Source organism: Allobosea sp. OAE752 (assembly GCF_050433265.1).
GTDB classification, from domain to species: Bacteria; Pseudomonadota; Alphaproteobacteria; order Rhizobiales; family Beijerinckiaceae; genus Allobosea; species Allobosea spartocytisi.
The window spans coordinates 1-24,642 of record NZ_JBNPXO010000005.1 but is presented as its reverse complement, the minus strand read 5'-3'; the positions used below and the strand labels follow the sequence as shown (position 1 = coordinate 24,642).

The window sequence follows — 24,642 nt, the reverse complement described above, 5'->3', positions numbered from 1 at the left end:
GCCGCGATCGCGCACCCTCGCGGCCTCAGCCCGGCAGCTTCAGGCTGACATGGATGTTCTTTTCCTGGGTGAAGGCGATGAGCTCGCCGAGGCACTCCTCGCGGCCGATGCCCGACTGCTTCCAGCCGCCGAAGGGCGTGCCCAGGAAATGCTTGGCGACCTCGTTGATCCAGACGAAGCCGGCCTCCGCCGCCAGCGCGGTGCGGTGCGCCTTGACGAGATCGTTGGTCCAGATCGAGCAGGTCAAACCGTATTCGACGGCGTTGACCGTCTCCAGCATCTGCGCCTCGTCGCTCCAGGGCATGACCGAGAGCACCGGGCCGAAGATCTCCTCGCGCGCGATCCGCATCTGCGGCGTCACATCGGCGAAGATCGTCGGCTCGACATAGAACCCCTTGGTGAGCCCGGGGGCATCCGGCACGCCTCCGCCGCAGACCAGCCGCGCCCCTTCGGCCTTCGCCGAGGCGATGAAGTCGAGGATGCGCCCGTGCTGCGTCTGGCTGACGATCGCGCCCATGGTGGTGGCCTCGTCGGTCGGAATGCCCGGCACGTAGCCGGAAAGCTTCGCCGGCAGCCGGGCGAGGACCGCCTCGTAGATGTCACGATGGATGAAGGCCCGGCTGGTCGAACCGCAGGACTGGCCGCACCAGGTGAAATTCATGCCGGCGACAACCGCCGAGGCGACCCGCTCTGGATCGGCATCGCCATAGGCGATCAGCGCGTTCTTGCCGCCGAGTTCCAGCAGCACCGGCTTGATCGTGTCGCTCGCCGCCTTCATCACGGCGCGACCGGCCCGGACGCTGCCGATGAGCGCGACCTTGTCGATGCCCGGATGGCTCGCCAGCGCCGCGCCGGCCTCGCGCCCGCCGGGCACGACGCTCAGCACGCCCTCCGGCAACAGGCCGCCGACGAGTTCCGCGAGTCTCAACGACGATAGCGGCGCCTGCTCGGGCGGCTTGATGATGACGGCGTTTCCGGCCGCCAGCGGCGCGGCCATCTTGCCGGCGCAGAACATGAAGGGGTGGTTGAAGGCGAGGATGCGAGCGACGACGCCAAGCGGCTGGCGCACCGTCAGATTGAGCGCATCCGGCCCCATCGGGATGGTGTCGCCCTTCATCTCGGTGACGAGGCCGCCGAAGAAGTCGAGCTGGGCGGCGGCGATCGCGGCATCACCGAGCATCTCCCGCACCGGATTGCCGCAGTTGGCCGCATCGAGCCCGGCAAGCTCGCGGGCGTTTTCGCGCACGATGGCGGCGATCGCCTTGAGGATGCGTCCGCGTTCGAGGGGCGGGACCTGGCGCCAGGTCTTGAAACCCGCCCGCGCCGCTGCGACCGCGGCATCGACATCGGCGGACGAGGCCTCGGCGACATCGCAGATCGCCTCGTTCGTGCCGGGATTGAGCGTGGCGACATAGCGTCCCGACAGCGGATGCCGCCAGCTTCCGCCGATATAGAGGCTGCGGCCTGTCGGTGCGGGTTTGTCGAGCATGGCGGATCTCACGGCGAGGGTGCACGTCGTCGCCGCGAACACTCGCGCAGCCCTGGCCGGTGTTCAAAGACTTTCCCGCTTTGGCGGCGATGCCGAAAAGCTTCTTCGCAGTTGCGAAGACTACGAATTCTCTAGCCCCGCGCCGCCGCCATCTCGGCTTCGGTCTCGTCCTGCTCCATGCCGTCGAGCGCGGCGACCTCCTCGCTCGACGCACCGAGCTTGCGCCAATCCTCGCTCTTGGGAACGATGCCCTGATAGGAGCGCAGCTTGGCCTGCGGGATATGCGGCTCGATCAGGCCGAGCGGCTCGCCGCCGGCGATGTGCTTGCGGGCGGCATCGATCATCACGCGGCGGAACTGGACGATGGCGATGTCGCTGGCGCCAAGGCGCTCGCTGGTGCGATCGGCGATCGGCCCCATCGACTCCCACATCATGATGTCCTGGTTCGGGATGCCCGGCACGCCGGTGAAGTCGCCGAGCTTCATTGCCTTGCGGTCCTGCAGGTAGTTGTTCGCCTTGTTACGCAGCATCGGCTTGTAGGTCTTGTCGAGATCGATGCCGACCTGCGCGACGCAGAACTTGCGCCAGCTTTCCTGGTCGATGCAGTCGTCATTGCCCCAAGCGATGAAGTGGAAATAGCTGGAGACGTCGTCCTTGGGCACGATCACAGTCGCGACATTGTAGGAGGCGTTCGGCGGGATCAGAGCTGCGAAGGGCGCGACGAACACCGTCAGCCGGATATAGTCATGCGTCTGCGCATTGACGATCGGCCGGCGGATCGCGGCGTAGCGGAAGCCGTAATTCGTGAGCTGGACCTGGATGCGCGGGTTCTTATCGGTCGAGGGCCGCGTCCAGTGCGTCGCGTTGGCACCGGCCGTCGTCACGCGGGCGGGCTTCATATCCGATGAATGCAGGCTGGAGGAATGGGCGGAATCGATCTGCCCCTCCATGATCTGCGCCCAGTTGCAGGGTAGGTCGATCTTCACGATCGAGACCTTGGCTTCCGGTGTCGGCGCCCAGGGCGGCGCCTCGAACTCTGGCATCAGCTCCTTCGGCCCCATATAGACCCAGATGAAGCCGCCAGCCTCCTGCGTCGGATAGGCCTTGTGCTGGACCTTCTCGGCAAAGCCGCTCTCGGCCGGCTCGGAGACCATCTCCAGCACCTTGCCGTCCACGTCGAACTTCCAGCCATGGTAGAGGCAGCGCAGTCCGCATTCCTCGTTGCGCCCGAAGAAGAGCGAGGCCTTGCGGTGCGGGCAGAACTCGCCGAGCACGCCGATGCGCCCGTCCGTATCGCGGAAGGCGACAAGGTCCTCGCCGAAGAGCCGGACGCGAACCGGCGCGCCGTCGCTCTCGACGAGCTGCTCGGAGAGCAGCGCCGGCACCCAGTGGCGCCGCATGAGAGCGCCCATAGGGGCTTCGCCCTCGACGCGGCAGAGCAGTTCATTTTCCTCACGGGTCAGCATGGACGATCTCTCCAGTCGCGGGTCGGGGCTAGCCAATCGTCAATTACTTAGATATCTAAGTCTTAGATTATTCCGGTTTCAAGCCCTTGTCGAGAGAGGCGGGCGGAGGCGCACATGACCGAGGAAACAGCGACCATACGGGTCACGATCGCTGACAAGCGGATGGTCGCGCAGGACATCTGCCTGTTCGAGCTGTGCCCGGTAAACGGCGTTGCGCTGGCGCCATTCACGCCCGGTGCGCATCTCGGCGTTCGGGTCCCAAATGGCGAGATGCGGAAATATTCGCTCTGCAACGACCCCGACGAGACCGACCACTATGTCATCGCCGTCAAGAAGGAGCTCGGCGGCCGGGGCGGGTCGATCAGCCTGATCGACGAGACCCAGGCCGGGGACGAGATCGAGATCACGTTCCCGAAGAACGACTTCGCGCTGAAGCCCGGTCCCTCGAGCTATATCTTCATCGCCGGCGGCATCGGCATCACGCCGATCCGCGCGATGATCAAGCATTTGATCGCGACGCGGGCGAAGCCGTTCAAGCTCTACTATTTCACGCGCTCACCCGAGATGATGGCCTTCCGCGACGAGTTCCTGAGCCCGGAATTCCGCGGCAAGGTGGTGATCCACCATGACGGCGGCGATCCGGAGAAGGCCTATGACCTCTGGCCGGTGCTGGAGGAGCCGAAGGGCGCCCATCTCTATTGCTGCGGGCCGCGCGGCCTGATGGAGGCGGTGCGCGACATGACCGGGCATTGGTCGTCGTCGGCGGTGCATTTCGAGGATTTCGGTGCGGCTAAGGCCCGGCCGGAAGACAGCACCCCCTTCACGGTCGCGCTGGCGAAAAGCGGCGAGCGCTTCGAGGTCCCGGTCGACAAGTCGATCCTCGAAGTCCTGCGCGAGGCCGGCAAGGTGCTGCCGTCCTCCTGCGAGAGCGGAACCTGCGGCACTTGCAGGACGCGGCTCGTCTCGGGCGAGCCCGAGCATCGCGATCTGGCGCTGGCGGAGCACGAGCGCGCCCGCAACATCATGATCTGCGTGTCACGAGCGAAATCCGCCGAACTCATGCTCGATCTCTAGGGGCTTGCCATGAACGAACCGCTCCGTCTCGGCGTCGTCGGCCTGGGCCGCGCCTTCATGCTGATGCTGCCGACGCTGGCGCATCATCCGCTCGTGCGGCTGGTCGCCGCCGCCGATCCGCGCGCGGAGGCGCGCCGGCAGTTCGAGAGCGATTTCTCGCGGCCTGATGCCCCGGCACGCAGCTATGACAGCGTCGAGCAGCTTTGCGACGACGAGGCGGTCGAGGCGCTCTACATCGCCTCGCCGCACCAATTCCATGTGGCCCATGTCCGGCTCGCGGCGGCCCGTAGCAAGCATGTCCTCGTCGAGAAGCCAATGGCCCTGACCCTCGCCGGTTGCCGGGCGATGATCGAGGCGGCGCAGGCCGGCGGCGTGCATCTCCTGGTCGGGCACAGCCATTCCTTCGACGCGCCTTATCTGAAGGCGGCGGAGCTGATTCGTTCGGGCTGTTTCGGCCGCGCGCGCATGATTACGGCGTCCAACCACACCGATTTCCTTTACCGGCCGCGCCGTCCGGAAGAGCTCGACACCGCGCAAGGGGGCGGCGTCGTGTTCAGCCAGGGTGCCCATCAGGTCGATATCGCCCGGCTGCTCGGGGGCGGGCAGGTTGCGACCGTGCGGGCCACCACCGGACGGTTCGATCCGGCACGCCCGACCGAGGGAGCTTACCAGGCGTTCCTCGTCTTCAAGGACGGGGCCAGCGCGATGCTGACCTATAGCGGCTATGGCCGCTACGACAGCGACGAGCAACTCGGCTGGATCGGCGAGATGGGCCAGCGGCGCGACCCTGAGAGCTATGGCAGCGCGCGGCGCGGGTTGGCGCAGGTCTCGACGCCGGAGGAGGAAACCGCGCTCAAGAACACCCGCACCTATGGCGTGGCGAAGAGCCCCGTCGCGGCGCCCGTGACAGCCGCGCATAATCACTTCGGGCCGATCACGGTCTGCTGCGAGCAGGCCGATCTGCGCCCCCTCGCTGAGGGCGTGATGGTCTATGCCGATGACAAACGTTGGCTCGAGCCGGTGCCGGCGCCAACCGTGCCGCGCGCCGAGGTGGTTGACGAGCTCCATGCCGCGGCGAAGGGCGGCATTCCGCCTCTGCATTCTGGCGCCTGGGGCATGGCGACACTTGAAGTCTGCCTCGCGATCCTCGAATCCGCGCGTAGGGGACGGGAGGTCATCCTTCGCCACCAGGTCGCAGCGGCTTGAGCCGATATCGCAAAGCTGGAGACGAGTTTGCCGACCGGTCGGCTCGGCCCGGGCGGATCCAGTTGGGCCCGGCCGCCAGTAACATCGTCCCGCCTGGCATGAAAAAGCTTGGCAGGAGAAGTCTTTTTGTCTTGGACCGGCCAGGCGGCGCACGGTCTAGTTCAGCCTACGCACAGCAGCCGCGCCGCCAGGGAATCCGCCATGCCGCTCATCCGCATCGAGCCTGTCGAGGACCACGCCACGGGTCGTTTCGCGATCGAGATCTATTATCCGGCCGATGCCGAGCGCCCGCTGGTCACCACGGCGCCCCGCTATAAGAGCGCCGCTGCGGCGGAGCAGGACACCATCGCGATCCTAGCCTCCACCGCGAACAATCCGGCTCCGGAAGAGCCGGCCAACCGACGCTAGGCTCTCGACCGGCGATTTTGGGAGGAACCGAACTATGTGCGCGTCAGATCATGGCGAACATCATCATCCAATCGCGGTCGACGTCGCCGATACGGCCGACGCCTCCGTCTCCCCATCGCAGGAGATGATCGAGGAGCTCGTCGCTGCCAATCACATCCTCTTCGACCAGGGCGTCGTCGACGCTTTCGGCCATATCAGCGTGCGCCACGACAAGCGCCCAGACCGTTTCCTGCTGGCCCGCAACATGGCGCCGAGCGGAGTCACGGCCGAGGACATCGTTGAATTTTCGCTCGACGGCCAGGCCGTGAACGCAGCCGGCCGCAGGGTTTATCTCGAGCGCTTCATCCACGCCGAGATCTTTCGCAGGCGTCCCGATGTGATGGCCGTGGTCCATAGCCACTCACATTCGATCGTGCCGCTCAGCGTCGTGAAGGGGGTGCGGCTAAGGGCGATGTTCCACATGGCCGGCTTCATCGGGCAGGGCGCGCCGGTTTTCGAGATCCGCGAAGCCGGTGGCGACGCAACCGACCTCCTGATCAGCAACAGCCACCTCGGCGGCTCCCTGGCCGAACATTTCGACGGCCACGACATCGTGCTTATGCGGGGTCATGGCTCGACGGTAGTGGGCGGCTCGATCAAGCAGGCGGTCTATCGCGCGGTCTATGCCGAACTTAATGCACGCTACCAGTTGCAGGCGATGCAGCTCGGCGAGGTAACCTATCTCACCGAGGGCGAAAGCCGCTCCTGCGTTGCGAATATCGAAGCGCAGGTTCATCGCCCCTGGGAGATGTGGCTGGAACAGGCGCGCGCCCGGCGAAGCTGAACGGTCTCGCTGGCATCAATCGTCCCAAGCGCCGAGGGTGGCCTCCATGCAGTTTCATCTGAATGGCTTTCGGGCCGGCGATCCGAACGTTTCCGAACGCCCTGAGGGCAACGAGCCCCCCCCGACCTTCGAAACCATGCCGGCGGAGGTCGATGTCCTCATCGTCGGCTGCGGGCCGGCCGGCCTGACGCTGGCGGCGCAACTTGCTGCTTTCCCCGATATCAAGACCCGGATCGTCGACCAGAAGAGCGGGCCCCTGGAACTCGGACAGGCCGACGGCATTGCATGCCGGACGATCGAGATGTTCCATGCCTTCGGCTTTTCCGAGCGGGTTCTCAAGGAAAGCTACTGGGTCAACGAGGTTTCGTTCTGGAAGCCCGACGCGGAGCGGCCGGAGAACATCATCCGCCATGGCCGGATCCAAGACGTCGAGGACGGACTCTCCGAATTTCCCCATGTGATCCTGAACCAGGCGCGGGTGCATGACTTCTTCCTGGACGTCATGCGCAAGGCGCCGACACGGCTGGAGCCGAGCTATTCGCGGCGTCTGGTTGATCTGCAGATCGATATAGGCAGCGCGGCCGAGTCGGGCGCGTCGCCGCATCGTGTGACGGTGCAACTGGAGCGTCTCGATCCTGGGCAGGAGGGCGAGATCGAGACCGTCCGGGCGCGCTACGTCGTCGGCTGCGATGGCGCCCGTAGCGCCGTGCGCAAAGCGATCGGGCGCGCCTTGCACGGCGATTCCGCCAATCAGGCCTGGGGTGTCATGGACGTGCTGGCCGTGACCGATTTCCCGGATGTGCGGTTGAAGACGTTGATCCAGTCGGCCGGCGAGGGTTCGATCCTGATCATCCCGCGCGAAGGCGGCTATCTGATCCGGATCTATGTCGAGCTCGACAAGCTCAGCGAAAATGAGCGGGTCGCGAACCGCAATTTCGGCGTCGAGCACCTGATCGCCGCGGCGCAACGTATCCTACATCCCTACGCGTTCGAGGTTCATGAGGTTGTCTGGTGGTCCGTCTATGAGATCGGGCAGCGCCTTTGCGACAAGTTCGATGATGTGCCGGCCGAAGAGGTGGAAGGCCGCCCGCCTTGCGTCTTCATCGCCGGCGATGCCTGCCATACCCACAGCCCGAAGGCGGGGCAGGGCATGAACGTCTCGATGCAGGACAGCTTCAACCTGGGCTGGAAACTCGCGGCCGTCCTTCAGAGGCGATCCGGGCCGGAACTGCTGCACAGCTATTCGTCCGAACGACGGGCGATCGCGCGGGAGCTGATCGATTTCGATCGTGAATGGGCGAAGATGCTCAGCGCGCCCTTGAAGTCATCGGCATCGGACAGCGAAGGTGTCGACCCGAAGGAGGTCCAGGCCTATTTCGTCAGACACGGGCGCTATACGGCCGGGACGGCAACCCGCTACGCTCCGTCATTGCTTACAGGCGAGCCGACGTATGCCGATCTGGCCCGGGGGCTGTCGATCGGCACCCGCTTCCATTCCGCGCCGGTGGTGCGTCTGGCCGATGCCAAGCCGGTCCAACTCGGTCATGTCGCGCTGGCCGATGGCCGATGGCGGCTCTACGCTTTCGCAGATCGGAGCGATCCGGCGACGCGGTCTTCGCGGTTGCGTGCGCTCTGTGACTTCCTGGCGAATTCGCCCTCGTCGCCGGTCCGGCGATCCCGGCGGGCCGGGGACGATGTCGACGCCGTCATAGATTTGCGTGCGATCGTCCAACAGGGGCATCGCGATCTCAAGCTGGAGGCGATGCCGGAGCTACTTCTGCCCCGGAAAGGGCGCTTAGGTCTGCGCGACTACGAGAAGATATTCTGTCCCGATCTCCACTCCTGCCAGGACATCTTCGACATGCGCGGCATCGACCGCGAGCGCGGCTGCCTTGTGATCGTGCGACCAGACCAATACATCGCCCATGTGCTGCCGCTGGATGCTTACGCGGCGCTGGCGGCTTATTTCGAAGGCGTCATTTCGGATGTCGAGCAGGTGAACTGAGTCAAGCGGGCATGGTTCTGCGCCAGCCGCGGCGCCGGAGCGCAAAGATCGCGAATGCCACCAGTTGCGCTGCGACAGTGACCTGAGACCCTGATCTTTCTCCAGATTTGAGTAGAGTCTGTCACTCACGGAGACGGACGATGCGCCTCGACGGTGCGCTACATGAGCACCCGGCCTGATCCGAGACCATTTGCTGGAGCGTCGGACGGTAGAGTTTCCGGCCTTCAATCACGGCGGCGGGCTGGGTGCTCCGCCGGGATTTTGCAGCAGGATCGGTGGCTTGTTGCCGATGGCCCCGTGCGGCCGATCCTCGTTGTAGTATCTGGGCCAAGCCTCCATCTTTTCGCCCGCATCCGCAAGGGTCAGGAACCAATGGGTGTTCAGGCACTCGCTGCGGAAGCGTCCGTTGAACGCCTCGATGAAGGCATTGTCCGTCGGCTTGCCTGGCCGCGAGAAGTCGAGCGTGACGCCCTTGGCATAGGCCCACAGGTCAAGATCGCGGCTGACGAACTCGGAGCCCTGATCGACCCGGATCGTCTTCGGATAGCCCAGTTTGGCGCAGACCCTTTCCAGCGTGGCGACGACGTCCTCGGCCCGGTAGCTGAAGCGCGGATCGACCGCCGGCGAGAAGCGCGAGAAGGTGTCGACCAGGGTCAGAACCCGGACCTTACGGCCCGTCGCCAACTGGTCATGGACAAAATCCATCGCCCAGACATCGTTCGGCCGCGTCGCCGGCGCGCGATCCTCGCGCAGCTTCGCCTTGACCCGACGCTTGGGCGTCTTGTTCCGAAGTTGCAAGCCTAACTCATTGTAGATCCTTCGAATCCGCTTCTGATTGACCTGCCAGCCCTCGCGCCGCAGGAGCACGTCGACACGGCGATAGCCATAGCGAATGCGCGTCTCGCAGATCGCCTTGATCCGGGCTGCCAAGGGGGCCTGATCGGGCCGGCACGACTTGTAGTGATAGCTGGACGTGTCGAACTCCAGGACCGCACAGGCCCGTCGGATCGATACCTGCCATTCGCCACACATCACGCCGACGAGCTCGCGCTTGCGACCAGGCCTCAGAGCTTTCGGCGAATGACGTCCTGCAGCATCTCGCGGTCCAGCGCGAGATCGGCGACCAGCTTGCGCAGCTTCAGGTTCTCGTCCTCAAGCTGCTTCAGCCGGCGCATCTCGGCCGGCAGCAGCCCCTCATACTTCTTCTTCCAGTTGAAATAGGTCGCCTGGCTGATCCCGGCTCGCCGGCAGATCTCCGCCACCGGAATCCCGTCCGCGCCCTGCTTCAGGATGAACGCCTTCTGGGCGTCCGAGAACTTCGAATCCTTCATCGTCTTCCGCTCCTCCCAGCCCATGGGAAACGACACGGAAAACTCTAACCCAAAGCGATCCAGTTTTAAGGGCTCAGATCATGGCCTTCACGTCCGCCAGATTCACGCTAAGGGCGACCTCACTCAGGCTGAATGCCGCAAGCGTAGCAGATGCACACCCTGACCAAATAACAGGGGGATCCTATGGCGGAGGTGATGAGGTCGGATGCGGGCGCGCCGTGTGCGGCCTATCCGCACCTGCCGGGCGACCGGGAAAATCGAGGCTCCGATCCGCGCTGCGCTGTCGAGGTTTTCAGTGACCTGAGGAATCGCGTTTCGCCTGGGCGACATGGGATGCCTTGCGAAGGCGTCCCCGTTCCGCCGGGCGGATCAGCGAATTCACCTCCTTGTCCGGAATGTCGTGCATGCCCCGATTGGCGTGCCGGGTGTTGAACGGGATGTTGTTCTGCTGCGCGTGCATCTTGAGTTCGAGCGCGCGCTGGGCGTTCTCGATCAGGCTATGGTTCTTCGCCATCTCGGCGCGACGCTGAATCTCGGCATTCAGTCGTTTCAGGGCAGCCGACAGCGTTGTTGCCTTCAGGCTCGACCCGGCATGTCCGCTGCTGGGCTCCGCACCTTTGGGAGGCGATTTGCCGCGCATCTCGCGCCGCTGCTGGTTGGCGTGGGATCGGGGACGAGGCCTCGCGCACGCTGAAGCGCTATCTGGCGGCGCGGCGCGTCGTCGACGTGGACGGGCCGAAGGGGACGGCTTACGCCGCCGTCGGGACCGGGCATACGCGCCCGATCGAGGCGCCGGGCGAGGGCATCCGCTCCCTGCTGCGCGAGGCGCAGCCGCTGGTCGAACTGCGCGTTCCCTTCACGCTGACGCGACAGGCGATCGACGATGTCGAGCGCGGCTCGGAGGATTCCGACTGGCAGCCGCTGAAGGATGCGGCCAGGACGATCGCCTTCGCCGAGGACCGTGCCGTCTTTGAAGGCTATGCCGCGGCCGGGATCGGCGGCATCCGCGCCGGCAGCAGCAATGCCGCGGTACCGCTGCCGGCTGATCTCGACGACTATCCGGAGGCGGTCGCCAGGGCGCTGAGCGACCTCAAGCTCGCCGGCTGCAACGGTCCCTATGCGCTGGTGCTGGGCGGCGAGGCCTATCGGGCGGCGAGCGGCGGCAACGAGGAGGGCTACCCGATCTTCCACCATCTCGAGCGCATCGTCGATGGCGGGGTGATCTGGGCGCCGGCGATCGAGGGCGGTTTCCTGCTCACCACCCGCGGCGGCGATTTCGCACTCGATATCGGCCAGGACCTCTCGATCGGTTATCTCAGCCACTCCGCGACCACGGTCGAGCTTTATCTCCAGGAGAGCTTCACCTTCCGCATGCTCACCTCGGAGGCCGCCGTCGCGCTGATGCCGCGCAGTCCGTGAACGGCGGGACGGAGCGTCGGGTCGCCAGCGCCTCGGTGCTGACCTTGCCGATCATGGCCTTCTCTTACGGGAAGGGCGGCAATACGGGAGGAAATCAATATGTCCGATGCAGGTCTTGTTCTCGCACGGTTGTTTCTGGGCATGCCGTTCGTCGTTTGGGGAATCCTGAAGCTGCGGGGCGGGGAGGCCAAGCTTGTTCCAGGCTTGCAAGCGCTTGGTTTACCCGATGCCGTGTTCTTCGCGTATCTGATCGGCTTCTGCGAACTTGTTGGGGGGCTCGCTGTCGTTCTTGGGTACCCGGTGCGCACCGCAAGCACATTGTTGGGTCTCTGGTGTCTCGTCACGGGCTATGACGCCCACAGGAACAATATCACCGAGGTTCTGAAGAACCTGACGATGGCGGGCGGCTTCTTTGCCTTGACCGTTGTTGGCGCAGGTTCGATGGCTCTTTTTGGAGGCGCTCCTACCGGCCTGTTCGCTTACTTGCCTTAGAACATAGGGCCGAAAATCAAATCGATGTTTCGAAGAGATCTGACGCCGAAACAAAGAGATAGGTCGTCGCTTTGCGTCTAGCAGGGCGTACAGACCCGGGCTGAGCGCCAATTCAACCTGGGCCTCTCCGTTTTCAGGATGGTGGCGTGCACGGGAGCCTCCACACCTTCGGCTGCAACTGGAACGGTGAATCGATCCAGCGCATCATCAACCCGCCAGTCGATTTCGTCGTCCAGCCGGGCGCGCCGTTTAGGCTTTCATCGACTCCCAACGTCCTCCTCCATCGCTGCGTCAAGGATTCCGTTGCCGTCAGCGGGCTCGTCCTGATGGAGACGCTGGTCCATCGCAGCCTCGGGCTCTATCGCGGCACGCTCGACCGCCTGATCACGCCGAGCCGCTTCTATCGTGACAAGCTGGCGCGGACGGATCTCGGCGCGCGCATCCGGTTCGATCAGCGACATCAGGCCTCGCTCGTTGGAACCAGGTGGAATGGGTTTGACGCAAATGCGCGGCGGCTGGACATCGTTATCCTTGTCATCGCGTGGCCCCAGTGCCGGATGGGGCAGGGAAGAGACCATCTCGGATCGAGAGGCTATTCCATTTACGCAATCTATGCGTGTAAAAAAGAGAGAATGGTAAAGATAGGACGGGCTGTCCCTGCGCTGCCGCGTAGATAGCGCAACCCGCGGTGAGGTCAGCCAAGATGACTGGGCCCTCGACAGGATGAGGCCCCCAAGCGACGGGCAGAGCCGTTCTTCACTCCCGGAATTCATGCACCATGCCGCCAGAACAGGCGCAGCGAGCGATATCGATCAGACGGTAGTGATGGGTTGCGACAATGACCTGAGAGGAGCTATGCGCCACAACCGGACATTCGACCCAGTCCCAAAAGCGGACCTTCAAGGCGCAGAGCATGCTTGAACGCCGCGAGGGGTCTGCCTTCGAGTTGATTTTTCAGTGCCGGTGCAGCCGCGTTTGTAGCCGGACCAGTGCGGTGGAGAGACGCTCGGCCTCGGCGTAGCGCGTTTCGGGATGAGGTGGCTTCTGTTCGCCGTCACCCAGCATGCCCTCGGCCGCAGACACCAAGCGCGTCATCGGGGTTGCCAGCCAGTTTGCTGCGAGCCAAAGCAAGGCGAGAGCAACCAGCGCCCCTCCACCGAGTGTCATCCAGAAATTGCGGACCAGCTCGCGCGTCGGAGCGAGAGCAGCGTCGATGTTCTGACGGATCAGGAGGGACCATCCGAAGCTCGGCAGATCGGCATAACCAATCGCCGGGACGACGACGGTTACGTAATCCTTGCCATCCGGCCAGCGTTCGTCGAGCACACTCGACGTCGTGCGGTTCGCAGCCTGGGCCGAACCGATCATTAGGGGCTTATCGGTTAGTTCCGGCGGCCCGATCAGGACGGTGCGATCACGGGACAGCAGCAGGACGTCGATGCCAGGAGCCTGAAAGCCTTGGAGACTGTCGATAATCCAGCTCCAATTGAGATGCGCCCCGACGACGCCACTCGGCGATTGGCCGGCCTTCTGAATGGGAGCGGATAGATCGATAAAGCGATAGGGCTCTGTCCGTGCCGGGAGCAGCTTCGCCAGCAATTGCGCTTCATGGACGTCGATCGCGGTCGGCCCGCTCAAGCCGCGGCGAAACCAGGGACGTTGCGCCACGCTTTCCCGTTCCAAGAGGCCGTTGGCGGCCGCGAGCACGGTTCCCTCGACATCGGCGACGCCAATCCACGAATAGCGATTGTCGAGCCGCGCGACCAGGTTGATGGCGGTGCGTGCCTCCGGCAGCGCCGATGGATCCAGGGTTTTGGCGAGCGCGTCGACCTCGCCCCATAGTTGATGCAGGCTCTTGGCGAGGAGATTGGCACTTAATTCGCCACGCCCCTTCAAGCGATCGACCAGCATCTGCTCGGCGCGCTTCTGCAAGGCGCCGGTATATGTGGAACCGGCGATGAGCGCTGGAACCAGCATCAGAATGCTGCCTCCGACGAATGCGATGGTGCGCAGGCTGAGACGGCTGCTCATCCGTTCCTCCGTCAACGTGTCAACGTGCGGGCCAGCTCGCGGATCATGAGCGCGATGTTGCCCTGATTGGTTCCAGGCGCAGCGCTGGCCGTATGAAGCCGCGCGATGATGCGGTCCCGCTGGTCGGCCGTGGGCGCAAAACCGACCCGATAGCCGTCTTGTGTCGGAGCGATGATGCGCGCCTCAATGTCCCCGATAATTGGCAGGCGCAGCCGCCCCGTCATGCCCGGCTCCAAATCGTTCAGCCCGCTGATGCGCGCGCCACCGACGCCAAGATTGACCAGCCAGCCGCGTTGTTCGCGCCCTGCCATTAGCAGGGTTACGGGCTCGACGATCTGGCGCTGCGGGCGGTTGGGCCGCGGCCGCTCGATGCAGGCGGCGATCGCGACCAGCAGGACGAAGAGGTTGTAGACCGTCCAGAACATGACGACAGCCATGCCGTCGCCTGCGGTGGCGGCGTGATTGAAAATAAAGTCCGAGGTCAGCGGCACGACCATGCCGCCGACGGTGAGCGCGAAGAGCAGCAGGAACGGCATCATCAGCGGCCATTGCACAACGACCTTCGTGCGATCGCCGCCCTTGGCAGTCACCGAGAATTTATGCGGCCCGGGCGTCAGCAGTCCGAGCGCGACCGCCCGCGTGATCGGCCAGGCGGCGACCAATTGGGCCACGTCGTTCAGGATAGCGATGAACAGGCCTTTCGACAGCCAGTTCAACACGATCATCACCGCCAGATAATAGGGCAGATAGTAGACGAGAATATCTGTGACCGAAGCGTTCACGACGGCGACGCCGCCCCACCAATAGAGCAGCGGGCAAATCAGGCTCGCCAACCTGAACGGGAAGGTGGTGCTCCAGTAGAGCAGAGAATCGAAGATGCTGAGGCGTTGTAGGAAACTCAGCCGGTTTTCGCCGAAGGGGCTGTAGACATTGCGCACGATCTGCATCATGCCCAGGCACCAACGACCACGCTGGACGATGTACTCCTGCAAACCCTCGGGAGCCAGGCCTTCGGTTAGGGGCTCGTTGAGGTAGACGGTGCGCCAGCCGTTCTCCGATAGGCGCAGGGTCAGCAGGAAATCTTCGGTGACGCTCTCCGTCGGAAAGCCCCCGATGATTTCTACGGCACGGACGCGCACCATCGACGAGGTTCCGCAACAGACCGCGATGCCCCACGCATCGCGCGATGGCTCGACATTATCGAAGAAATGGCGCTGCTCGTCGGGATAGGCCGAGCTAATCCCAAGATTGTGCTGGATCGGGTCCGGGTTGAAGAAGTGCTGCGGCGTCTGGACCAGGCCGACATCAGGCGCATGGAACAGCGCAAGCACGCGCTCGACGAAGTCGATATGCGGCACGAAATCAGCGTCGAGCACGGCAATGAAATCAGGCGCGTCCGGATCTCCGGCACGCAACTGCAAGGCATGGTTGATGTTACCGGCCTTGGCATGGGCGTTGTCGGGACGGATCAGATATTCGACGCCGTGATGCTCGCAAACCGCGCGCAGCCAGTCCCGCCGGCCGTCGTCGAGGATAAAGATCCGAAGGGCGGGATAGCCGAGCGCCTTGGCGCCAACGATGGTGCGCTCCAGCACCTCAAGCTGCTCGTTGTAGGTCGCTATGAAGATATCGACCTGTGGCGGTGGGCCAGGCTTCCACCAATCGCGATGACGGTCGGCCTCGAGGCTGCGCTCCTTGACCCGCGACAGGATGATGAAGGCGATGGTCGAGGACAGGACGGTAAGTGCTTCGAGGATCGCGAAGCCCCAGCTGAAGAATGCATCGGCCGTCCAGCCCAGCGGCGCGACCGTGTCGGTGAAGCGCCAAATTATGTAACGCCAAGCCAGGAACATGGTTGCACCGAGCAGAAGAGCCCGCCACTGCCACATTTTGGGATTGAGAAGCGGAAGAACGAGCAACCGCAGGCCGACCACCACCGCCGCTCCGGCAAGGGCAGACAGCCATGCAGGGAGCGTCAGCATCAGATACCGTAACGGGTCAGGAAGCGCCGCAGGGTGGCGATGGGGCCGTTCGAAAAGATGACGCGGCCGGTGCGGCCGATGGCGCAGGAGAGGTCAGACTGGTTCGAAAGTTCGGGCACGCTGACGGTGACGTCGAACCGTTCGAGATGCTCGGCGCTCGGTCCCACCGCAAGATTGGTATACAGCCCCGAGGCGCCAGAACCGCCGAGACGCGTCACCGTGCCCTCAAAGATGCGATCGTCGCCGAACAGCCGGAATTGGACCGGCGTACCAATGGACAGGTCATCATAGAGACTTTCGGTCACGCTGGCGGTGACGACGAGGCTGCGGCAGTCGACGAGCTTGACCAGATCCTGACCCCGGCGAGCATATTCGCCATCGTCGACTAGAAAGTCCCAAGCCATGCCGGCGACGCGGGCCGTCAGCACGGCTGAAGTCAGCTTGTTGAGCCTCAGACGCTCGGCACGGATTTGTTTCTCGAACCCCGCGATCCGGGCCTCGATCTGCTCTTGTTCGGAAGCAAGTTCGGCCAGCCGCAGGTCGAGTTCCCTGACACGCTGCGAGGAGAAGGGCGCGTCGTTGTAGGAGTCGCCGATGAAAACGCCGGTGCGGGCGGCAGCCAGTTCGGTGTTCAAATAGCTGCCACGCTGGCGGGCACTCTCAAGCTCTTGCTGCGCCACGTCCTGTGCGGCGCGGGCGCGTTCGAGATTGGCTGCGGTCTGTACGCCCCGATCGCTCAGGTCGTTGGCGCGCTTGAGGGTGCCATCGGCTTCGCGCAGGCGGGCCGCCGCGGCATCCTGATTGGCCTTCGCCTCGGCGATCCGCGCCTCGATCTGGCTGACGCGCCCTTTCTGGTAATTATCGAGCTGTGCGGCAAAGCCAGCGCGAGCATTGCTGATCGCTTCCTTTTGCGTGGCCACCCGCTTCAGCTCGATCTGCTGGTTGTCGCGGTCGCGCTCTAGATCGATAAGGCGTGCGGTGTCGAAGCGCTCATCCGTGATGTCGGCGACGAGTTCACCCGCATTCACGCGCGCGCCGATGCTCCGGACGGCAAGATTGACCTGTCCCTCGATCGGGGCGCGGATCACGTTGATGCGGGCATTCACCGTCGCGTCGGCCGAGGTTCCAGCGAAATGCTCGCCGATCAAGACGTAGAGGCCACCAACGAGCAGCAGCAGGCCGACGGCGATCCGAAAGATCTTCATGATCCCTATCCCGAACGCGTGTCGCGGACGGGCATTGGCGCGGACCGAGTCTTACCAAATCGTTACCAGACAAGAGTCCCCAGCTGCGGATGGATGTCCAAGCTTCTGGCGCCGCAAAAATCGAGGACTTACGAAACCATCAATGCACTTCGAATGCGCACATTGGTAGCTTGCGTCAGAAGCGGCCTCGGACGCACCGGCCGCCTGGAAACAAGGCGTTATCCGCCGGGCTGGGTTTCCACAGCTTTCGCTGTCGAGCGATCGGAGAGGACCAAAAACAGGCCAAACACCGAGGACCGCCATGGAAATCCAAGCTTACGCCGACGGCCTGGCCGATATGTTCTGCGCCTATCTCACTGCCCAGGGAAATTCTTCGCCGAAGGGTGGAGGCTAGCGCAGACCAGCAACTGCGATGCGCCGACAGCGGAACTTTGCTCATCGCCTGTAAGCGGACCTCTAGAACGCTGAAACGGCATGACCTCAAACGTCCCATGTCGGACCTTCAGCGGGTTCGCTGCGGAGCCAGGGTAACCTCAGAATCTGACGGCGAGGACGCCCTTGAAGGCGTGGTCCTGCGCGTCCTGGGCGAGCTGCCCGGTATAGGAGAGGCCGAGCGAGGCGCTCTGGCCGATGGCCAGGTCGAGCCCCGCCTCGAGCAGGGCGGCGTCCTTCGCGATCGGGACACCAGCGACCGAGAACGGTGTACTGCCGGCAAAGGCCAGCGTTGCGGTCGGGGTGACGTCTCCGAAGGCGTGGCGCCAGGCTAATCCGCCGCGCAGGGTCAGGCCCACGCCCCGCAGATCGAAGCTGGTCGCGGCACGCAGTCCAAGCGTGGAATATCCTACATTGGTGTCGCCGCCACGGCTTGAGAGCGCCGCGGCGCCGCTGGTCTCGCGGAAGCCATCGGTATGCAGGTTGACATAGGCCAGGCCGGCAAAGGGCTCGAACGCCACCCGGCCGAGATCGACCCGGTAGCCGAGCTCCCCAAAAACCTGGGCGGTGCCGGCATTGTAGTCGGCCTTGAGGCTATTGCCGAAACCGGCGAAGGCGACAGTGCGGCTGATCTCGACGTCGTGCCAGGTGTAGCTCGCGCCAGTGCGCAGGTTGAGCGCGCCCCATTGCCCGCCACCATAGAGGCCGAGATGGTAGTTGTCGCTCTCGCCCGAGGAGCGCCGGCCCTTCACATCGAACTCGGAGCGGCTGTAGCCGGCAATGACGCCGACGCGCAGGGTGTCGAACACCGCAGCATCGGCACCGATGAGGAAGCCGCCGGTCGAGCGCGTCAACTTGGCAGCGTTGCGGTCGCTGTCCGTTGTGCCCCAGGAGCCGTAGCCCTGGCCCCAGACCGCGAAGCGGTCGGACCTGAGCTCGGGCATCGGACCTTTCACGCTTGGGGCGAGATCGGCAGTGAAGCCGTAGTTCAACGTCGTCATGGGTTGCGCGCCGACCGCGCCGAAGGCCGAACGCAGTCGGTCGTTGACGGCGTTGCGCAGGAGCCAGCTCTCGTCGATCAGCGCCGTCTTCGCCGAGGCGTGAACCTCGCCGGAGAGCGAGTCGAAGGCGGCGCGCGCACCTGGCGCGTCGAGCATCAGCAGGCTGTTGTAGAGCGCCAGCGTGCCGCCGACCTGCAGCAGCGTGTCGAGAGCGCCAGCGGTGGCAAATTGGTTGCGCGTCTGCGCCACGGTCTCGAAAATCGCTGGCGGGGGTGTCGGCGTTGGGCCAGAGCCGGGAGGAGTGACCGGAGGCGTCCCCTTGACCGCGATGATGAGGTCGATCTGGTCCGGCTGCTGGTCGACGGAGAGGTCGAGGAAGGCCGAGCGCGAGACCGCACCGGGGGCGCTACCGGTGACACCGCCTGTCGCGGTGAGGATCGTGTAGCGCTCGCCGTTGACGTAGCTGGTCTGCGGATCAAGCGCGGTCACGCCGACCTGGCTGCCCGTGACGATGGCGCTTCCGGTCACGGCGATGCGGTCGGAGGTGCCGTTGCCGGCGATCTCGGCCTCGTAGGTCGAGCCCGGCGCCAGCGTCAGGTTGCCATTGACGTTGAGGGTGCCGATCGAGTTGCCCGGGGCAATGGTCGCCCCCGATTGGATCGTGGTGGAGCCGACCGTGCCGCTGCCGCCGAGCGCTGCGCCCGAGAGCACGGTGACGGCCGAGTTCTCGAACGAGGCATTCACCGAGAGCTTGCCGTCCTCAACCGTCGTCGCGCCGATCAGATTGCCGTCGCCGGTCAGATTGAGATTGCCTGCCCCGCGCTTGGTGAGGGTGCCGGTGCCGTTGATCGCCTGGGCGAAGGTTGCGTCGCCTGGCTGGTCGAAGACCAGCGCGGCGTTGTTGTGGATCGGACCGAGGCCGAAGCTCATCGCCGAGCCGATCAGCGTGCCGGCCTGGATCAGTGTGCCGCCATAGCTGTTGGTCCCGGTCAGGGTGAGCGAGCCGGCCCCCAGCTTCTGCACGTCGCCGCCGCCCGAGATGGTGCCGGCGAAAGTGATATCGTCCGAACGGTTGAAGGCGAGCGTGCGATTGTTGACGACGTTGCCGATGATCGAACCGCTCGTGCCGCCATTGCCGATCTGCAAGACGCCGCCGCTGATCGTCGTGCCACCCGTATAGGTGTTCGCCCCGGTCAGGATCTGCGTGCCAGCACCGAGCTTGGTCAGGCTGCCCGCCCCGGAGACGGTGCCGCCGAGTTCGAACTGCGTGCCTGCCGCCACGTCGAAGCCGCCGGGGCCGTCGAGCGCCACGGGACGAAACGAGGCGAAGCTGGCCGTGGTCGCGAGCGTGCCGCCGTTAAGGCTCAAGCCACCGGAGGCCGCCCCGAGATTGGCATTGGCAGAAATCTGCAGCACGCCGCCTTCGACCGCCGTGCCGCCGCTGTAGCTGTTGCTGCCAGAGAGCACGAGCCGGCCGTTGCCGGCCTTGGCGATGGCCGTGCCGCTGCCATCGGCAATCGTCGAGGCGATGTTGGCTATGACGCCGTTATCGACGTTGAATGTACCGGACGTGCCGCCCGCGGGCAGGATTGAAAGCGTCCCGCCGCTCAGCGCGTAGCCATTGGCCGAGAATTGCAGGGTGTCGAAACTCGCCGTGCCGGCAACGCTGACCGCGCCGCCGGCCGCGCCGGCGAAGACGCCGACCGAGCCGCCCCAGCCGGCATTGGAGCTGCCGGCGCTATTGGTCCAGTTGGTGCCGAAGGGAGCCCAGGTGCCGGCCCCGCCATTGACGGTGCCGTTGCCGATTGTGTTCGTGCCGTCCCAGAACTGCAGGGTCTGGCCGGTGCCGAACACGGCGAGGTTGACCTGTCCTGCCGTCGCCGTCTCGACCTGCGCGCTGGCGATGGTGAAACCGCTCCGGGTCGAGGTCACGCCTTGGCTGGCGAAGCTGCCCGCGAGCGTGCCGCCATAATCGAACAACCGATAATAGCCGGCGGCAGCCGCGCGGGCATCGAGGGTGCCGCCGAGCGTGAGATTGCCGGTGACCTCGACGAGGTCGTTGCCGGCGATGGGATCGCTGCCGCCGACCACGCCCGGCGAATTCAGCTCGAAGACCGAGGTCGAGCCGCCGTTCAGCGCAAGCGAGCCAACCGTCAGTGTGCCGGGGCTATGCCCCGCCGACAGGGTACCGTTGACGGTCACGGCACCGGCAATGCTGCCTGTGCCAGACAGCGTCGCACCGGCCGCCACGGTCAGCGCTCCCGGCCCGTTCAGCGCACCGTCGACACGCAGCTCACCGGCCGAGACCAGCGTCGTGCCACCATAGGTGCTGGTACCGGTCAGTGTCTGCCTGCCGGAGTACTGCTTGTTGATGCCACCGTCACCATCGATCGAACCAGCGAAAATCTGGTTCGTCACGTCGCCAAAGGTCAATCTGTTGAAGCCGAGCGCGATGGTGCTGCCGGCGACACCGGACAAGGAACCGATAGTCCGGTCACCGCCTGCGAGGCTGATGTCGAAAGTGGCACCGGCCCCGGCAAGCGAGACAGCGGAGATTGCAGACAGGCTGCCGCCCGCGCCGAGCGCCAGCGTGCCGGTATTGATCGTCGTCCCCCCGACATAGATGTTCGCACCGGTCAGCGTCTGCGTGCCCGCGCCCTGCTTGACGACGCCACCGGTGCCGCCGATCGAGCCACCGAAGGTAGCAGGCCCGTTATCGCCGAGGGTCAGCGTGTTGGCGCCGAGCGCGACGCTGGTGCCCGCAGCGCCTGTCAAAGCCCCGATCGTCTGGTTTGCACCCGATCCGCTGATGTCGAAAACCGCGCCCGCGCCGAACAGGTTGACACCGCTGGTCGCGGCAAGGCTACCGCCCGGCCCCAGCGCCAGGGTGCCGGCATTGATCAGGGTGCCGCCGGTGTAAGTATTGACCGCCGAAAGCGTCAGCGTGCCCGTGCCCTGCTTGACCAGGCCATCCGTGCCGGACAATGCGGGGGCGAGGCCGATATTGTACGCCTGCGTGTCGATCGTGCTGCTTCCCGAAAGACGCACATCGGTCGGCCCGAAGTTTGCGATAAAGTTGCTGTTGTCCCGCGTGGCCCGAAGCACCCCACCTTGGAGATTGAAGATGCCGGTTCCGTCGCTTTTCTGAACGCTGCCGGTTTCAAGCACGCCGCCCGCGCCGAGGTTCAGCGTGCCCGAGGCCCTTGCCGTCGAATCGCCCAGCACTAAGTTGGTGGTAACGACAGTGCCCCCGCTGTCGATGGTCAGTGCACCGGGGCCGTTGACGCCGACCCGGAGTTCGTTGTTCGTCCAGGTCGAACCCGAACCCGATACCGTGACGGCGCCAGAGGCGACGGTAGAGTTCACCAGAACGTAGCCGATCATGCTGTAACCGCTGGAGACCTTGCCGCCACCTTGAATGGTGAGTGTGCCGACGCCGCCAGCGCCGACATACAGGACACCGGCATTCGTCCAGGTCGAGCCCGGGCCGGACACCGTGACAGAGCCAACGCTTCCTACGCCGTAGCCGACCCCACCATTGAGGTTGGACGCCTTGCCGCCGTTCTGAATGGTGAGCGTACCATTACTGGTCTCGCTGCCGCCGACATAGAGGTTACCGCTATTCGTCCAGGTGGAGCCCGGACCGGACACCGTGACAGAGCCAACGCTTCCTACCCCGTAGCCGATTACGCCTTCGACGTTGGATAGCGTGCCGCCGTTCTGAATGACGAGATCGCCGGGATTGGACCAGCCAAAGGTCAAGTTGCCGAAAATCGTCACGGTGCTCGTATTGAGGAAAACGCCCATATCCGTGATGACTTGGGTGATGGCCGGCGTTGCGCCATCGATGACGTTCCCCCTCAGACTGATATCGTCAGCCCACCCACGCTCCGCCGGGACGAGCAGCAGGACGCCTGTGCTCGCCAAGGAAATCTTTTTGGATAGCCGTCTGCCTAGCGGGGCAGGGGGCATGATAGAACCAGTGCGGCGGACATGCTTCACATCGCTTTCCTGACGGCGAGCGCCATGCTGCCGAGCAACAGCGCGGTCCGCCCACCGCGCCGACTCGCACCAAGCCGCAATGCCGCTGCTCCAGCAGCTTCCCCTTTCCGAGACGAGGCGAGAACGGCAGACGGTGTCTCGGCGACAAGCGCAGATCTCACGAAATCCCCCTGGACGGCCACACAACCTGCAGGTGGACCTGCAGCGGTTTCCTCGTCGCGCCGCCGCTCGCGACCGCCGAGTGTGTTGCTAATATCTCAGGTGAATCGCGGCTCGCCCACTACCCGAACGGGTATGGCCCCGCGTCATGCGACGCAGAAGATGCAGGCTTTCACTTTAACGCATACCCCACCGATCGCCGTTAGAGCATGATCGCCAGACGCGCTCGCCTGGAGAACTGGGCGCGACGAGCCGAGGAACCATGGACGGCGACCTTAGAAACGAGATCATTGCTCTCTATGAAGCCCAGCCGGACCTGCTCAGCCTGCCCGGTCTTGTCTTCGCCAGTGTCGGCCGCCTGATCGACGCCGAGGTGGTGAGCTTTTCGGAGTTCCACCAACCAAGCCGGGACTTCCGTTCGATGATCTCCGTGGAGGACGATCCCGAGCGTCGCAGCCAGGCCATGCAGGCCTTCGCCCGCCACATGCATTCGCATCCGTTCTGGCAATATGATCCTGGCTTCTTCGGCGAGCGGGCTCTGCGTGAATCGGATTTCTTCTCGGAGGAGGAGTTCCTGGCGCTACCCATCGCCCGAGAGGTGTTCCTGCCGTCCGGTGCGCGCCACATCATGGCGGTCGTCCTGGCGCATGAGCACTACGTGGTAACCATCGCCGGCCACCGCGTCCTGGGTCGACCGCCCTTTGGGGACGAGGAGCGGGACAGGCTGGAAGCCTTCCGCGCGCATGTGCTGCGCAGCTATCGGCAGGCGCAGGAACGCACGCTCGCCAAACTCACGCCAGGCGAGCGGCTGCGGCTCGCCTTCCCCGAACTGACTCCCCGGCAGCTTGAGGTCGCGGCCTTGATCGCGTCGGGCAAGTCGAACGAGGAGATCGCGATCATTCTCGGTACGGGCATCAACGCGGTCAAAGCCCACATCAAGGCGATCTACGGCAAGGTCGACTCGGACAACCGCCGTGCGATGGCAGCCATCGCCCATACCGTGTCCCCATTCGCGAAGCTGCCGCCCCTCTGGAAGCTTGGTCTGGAAGCCTGGAGTGGCCGGGTAAGATAGCAAGAAGGCACGCCGTCGGAAGGCAAATACTCGGGACGGCGGCTAAAACTAAAGCTCTCCGCCCGTTGCCGTAATTCGACTGCCCGAAAGCGGACGATGTGGGCGTCAGCAATGGGCCAGTTCCGGTTATCCGGCTGCCGGCCTTCGCAGAGCGCCGGAAGCAGACATTTTAGCCTGACATGCACGAGTCAGTGATGAAGCTCGTCGTCTTCGACCTCCTCGACATCCGTCATTCGAGCCCCAGCGGAGGCGCTGTTAAATCGCTCGATGTCCCGTACGAAGGTTACGGCAGAAGCCCAAGCTGCTGATCGATCTTGCGCCGCATGCGCTGCCTCGTTTCTGAGACGTACCAAGAAGCCTGCCAAGACGTCCTCGATCGCGTCCCAATCGGCGTCGGCGAGCAATCGGTCGAGACAATCCGTTCCATGACGACGATGCGCAGCATCATACAGTCGGTCGATTGCTGACAGATAAGATCTTCGCGTCGAACGCGCGAGCGACCCTTTGAGGATATCGAGCCAAATCAACGCCCAGAATCTCGGGACACCAGAGCGTCGCACGCCGACGGTGCCTCTAAGACTTGGTGGGATGATCGCCGATCTCAGGGTCGCAGCAGGCATATCGGTAATCCCAATGCCTTTGCCATTGCTGTTGAATCTGTGAGACCGACGTCAGTTGCGCAATCGGCCAGTCTGGGTTTTTGCACATCATTTTGCGATCAGTGCTTTTTGAACCGCCAAGGCCGAATGCTGCGCAATCCTGACCAGCTGCGCATTCGGCCTCGGCTTGCGTCGCGCACGATATTCCCGCGAAACGGGCTGCTTCTGCAACACGCCAAATCGCTCGTTACCCGCAAGCGCCGTTGCGCAGAAAACGGCGGTTTGCGTGCAGAATGCAACACACTCCAAACCGCTTCTGAGTTCCATAATATGTCTTATGCGAATCATAGATGTAGGCCCCCGTTAGAAAGGTCACCGGTCTCCCCGTTAGAGATGTCACTCGTGCTGAGTGCTGGCTTGCTGGGAGCTTTGCGTGATGACGGTGG

General features: G+C 64.3%; 18 protein-coding genes and 1 pseudogene. 9 read left to right on the top strand and 10 right to left on the bottom strand.

What is annotated here, in order from left to right; genetic code table 11:
- Positions 1-25: 25 nt before the first annotated feature.
- Positions 26-1,489 carry an aldehyde dehydrogenase family protein gene (locus GGC47_RS14175; RefSeq protein WP_142020957.1) on the bottom strand — a complete coding sequence of 488 codons (1,464 nt, stop codon included), beginning with the start codon at positions 1,487-1,489 and terminating at the stop codon, positions 26-28.
- A 131-nt stretch (positions 1,490-1,620) separates the two neighbouring features.
- Complete coding sequence (locus tag GGC47_RS14170) at positions 1,621-2,955, bottom strand: Rieske 2Fe-2S domain-containing protein (protein ID WP_142020958.1); 1,335 nt, start codon at positions 2,953-2,955, stop codon at positions 1,621-1,623.
- A 114-nt stretch (positions 2,956-3,069) separates the two neighbouring features.
- Between GGC47_RS14170 and GGC47_RS14165 the strand changes: the two genes are divergently transcribed.
- The 5 genes from GGC47_RS14165 (at position 3,070) to GGC47_RS14145 (ending at position 8,471) form a co-directional block, all read left to right on the top strand.
- Positions 3,070-4,029, top strand: a complete 960-nt coding sequence (locus GGC47_RS14165) for a PDR/VanB family oxidoreductase (RefSeq protein WP_142020959.1) — start codon at positions 3,070-3,072, stop codon at positions 4,027-4,029.
- Positions 4,030-4,038: 9 nt separating this feature from the next.
- Positions 4,039-5,235 carry a Gfo/Idh/MocA family oxidoreductase gene (locus tag GGC47_RS14160; protein ID WP_142020960.1) on the top strand — a complete coding sequence of 399 codons (1,197 nt, stop codon included), beginning with the start codon at positions 4,039-4,041 and terminating at the stop codon, positions 5,233-5,235.
- 201 nt (positions 5,236-5,436) lie between these two features.
- Positions 5,437-5,643: a hypothetical protein gene (locus GGC47_RS14155; protein ID WP_142020961.1), complete on the top strand. Its 207-nt coding sequence runs from the start codon at positions 5,437-5,439 to the stop codon at positions 5,641-5,643.
- 124 nt (positions 5,644-5,767) lie between these two features.
- Positions 5,768-6,466, top strand: a complete 699-nt coding sequence (locus tag GGC47_RS14150) for a class II aldolase/adducin family protein (protein ID WP_370954294.1) — start codon at positions 5,768-5,770, stop codon at positions 6,464-6,466.
- A gap of 46 nt (positions 6,467-6,512) precedes the next feature.
- Positions 6,513-8,471, top strand: a complete 1,959-nt coding sequence (locus GGC47_RS14145; RefSeq protein ID WP_142020963.1) for an FAD-binding monooxygenase — start codon at positions 6,513-6,515, stop codon at positions 8,469-8,471.
- Positions 8,472-8,699: 228 nt separating this feature from the next.
- On the opposite strand, the gene GGC47_RS14140 is transcribed toward GGC47_RS14145, so the two are convergent.
- Positions 8,700-9,802 (bottom strand): IS3 family transposase gene (locus GGC47_RS14140; RefSeq protein WP_142020964.1). Its coding sequence is split into 2 segments (ribosomal slippage): positions 8,700-9,541 and positions 9,541-9,802, totalling 1,104 coding nucleotides; the frame shifts between segments, so codons are not numbered across the junction.
- A 292-nt stretch (positions 9,803-10,094) separates the two neighbouring features.
- Positions 10,095-10,442, bottom strand: a complete 348-nt coding sequence (locus GGC47_RS14135; RefSeq protein ID WP_185747854.1) for a hypothetical protein — start codon at positions 10,440-10,442, stop codon at positions 10,095-10,097.
- Here GGC47_RS14135 and GGC47_RS14130 point away from each other — a divergent pair.
- The 3 genes and pseudogenes from GGC47_RS14130 to GGC47_RS14120 form a co-directional block, all read left to right on the top strand.
- Positions 10,430-11,221, top strand: coding sequence for a family 1 encapsulin nanocompartment shell protein (locus GGC47_RS14130; RefSeq protein ID WP_429068531.1), 792 nt, complete (start codon positions 10,430-10,432; stop codon positions 11,219-11,221). The two genes, GGC47_RS14135 and GGC47_RS14130, sit on opposite strands and share 13 nt — an antisense overlap.
- Before the next feature lie 99 nt (positions 11,222-11,320).
- The gene (locus GGC47_RS14125) at positions 11,321-11,713 is read left to right on the top strand and encodes a DoxX family protein (RefSeq protein ID WP_142020966.1); all 393 of its coding nucleotides are present in this window, start codon (positions 11,321-11,323) and stop codon (positions 11,711-11,713) included.
- A gap of 269 nt (positions 11,714-11,982) precedes the next feature.
- Positions 11,983-12,132: pseudogene (locus GGC47_RS14120) on the top strand (glycosyltransferase family 1 protein); the annotation flags it as partial.
- A gap of 535 nt (positions 12,133-12,667) precedes the next feature.
- Here the strand turns inward: GGC47_RS14120 and GGC47_RS14115 are convergent.
- The 4 genes from GGC47_RS14115 to GGC47_RS14100 all read right to left on the bottom strand — a co-directional run bounded on the left by GGC47_RS14115 (position 12,668) and on the right by GGC47_RS14100 (position 22,291).
- Positions 12,668-13,744 (bottom strand): cache domain-containing protein, encoded by a 1,077-nt coding sequence (locus GGC47_RS14115; RefSeq protein WP_142020967.1) that lies wholly within the window; start codon positions 13,742-13,744, stop codon positions 12,668-12,670.
- A gap of 11 nt (positions 13,745-13,755) precedes the next feature.
- Positions 13,756-15,726 carry a glycosyltransferase gene (locus GGC47_RS14110; RefSeq protein ID WP_142020968.1) on the bottom strand — a complete coding sequence of 657 codons (1,971 nt, stop codon included), beginning with the start codon at positions 15,724-15,726 and terminating at the stop codon, positions 13,756-13,758.
- Positions 15,726-16,931: an HlyD family secretion protein gene (locus GGC47_RS14105; RefSeq protein ID WP_142020969.1), complete on the bottom strand. Its 1,206-nt coding sequence runs from the start codon at positions 16,929-16,931 to the stop codon at positions 15,726-15,728. Before GGC47_RS14105 ends, GGC47_RS14110 begins: the two co-directional genes overlap by 1 nt.
- 533 nt (positions 16,932-17,464) lie before the next feature.
- The gene (locus GGC47_RS14100; RefSeq protein ID WP_185747839.1) at positions 17,465-22,291 is read right to left on the bottom strand and encodes an autotransporter domain-containing protein; all 4,827 of its coding nucleotides are present in this window, start codon (positions 22,289-22,291) and stop codon (positions 17,465-17,467) included.
- Positions 22,292-22,787: 496 nt separating this feature from the next.
- Between GGC47_RS14100 and GGC47_RS14095 the strand changes: the two genes are divergently transcribed.
- On the top strand, positions 22,788-23,597 hold the full coding sequence (locus GGC47_RS14095) for a helix-turn-helix transcriptional regulator (RefSeq protein ID WP_191125150.1): 810 nt from the start codon (positions 22,788-22,790) through the stop codon (positions 23,595-23,597).
- Positions 23,598-23,785: 188 nt separating this feature from the next.
- Here GGC47_RS14095 and GGC47_RS14090 read toward each other — a convergent pair whose 3' ends face one another.
- The gene (locus tag GGC47_RS14090; RefSeq protein ID WP_142020972.1) at positions 23,786-24,217 is read right to left on the bottom strand and encodes a hypothetical protein; all 432 of its coding nucleotides are present in this window, start codon (positions 24,215-24,217) and stop codon (positions 23,786-23,788) included.
- Positions 24,218-24,304: 87 nt separating this feature from the next.
- The gene (locus tag GGC47_RS14085; protein ID WP_142020973.1) at positions 24,305-24,523 is read right to left on the bottom strand and encodes a hypothetical protein; all 219 of its coding nucleotides are present in this window, start codon (positions 24,521-24,523) and stop codon (positions 24,305-24,307) included.
- Positions 24,524-24,642 lie beyond the last annotated feature (119 nt).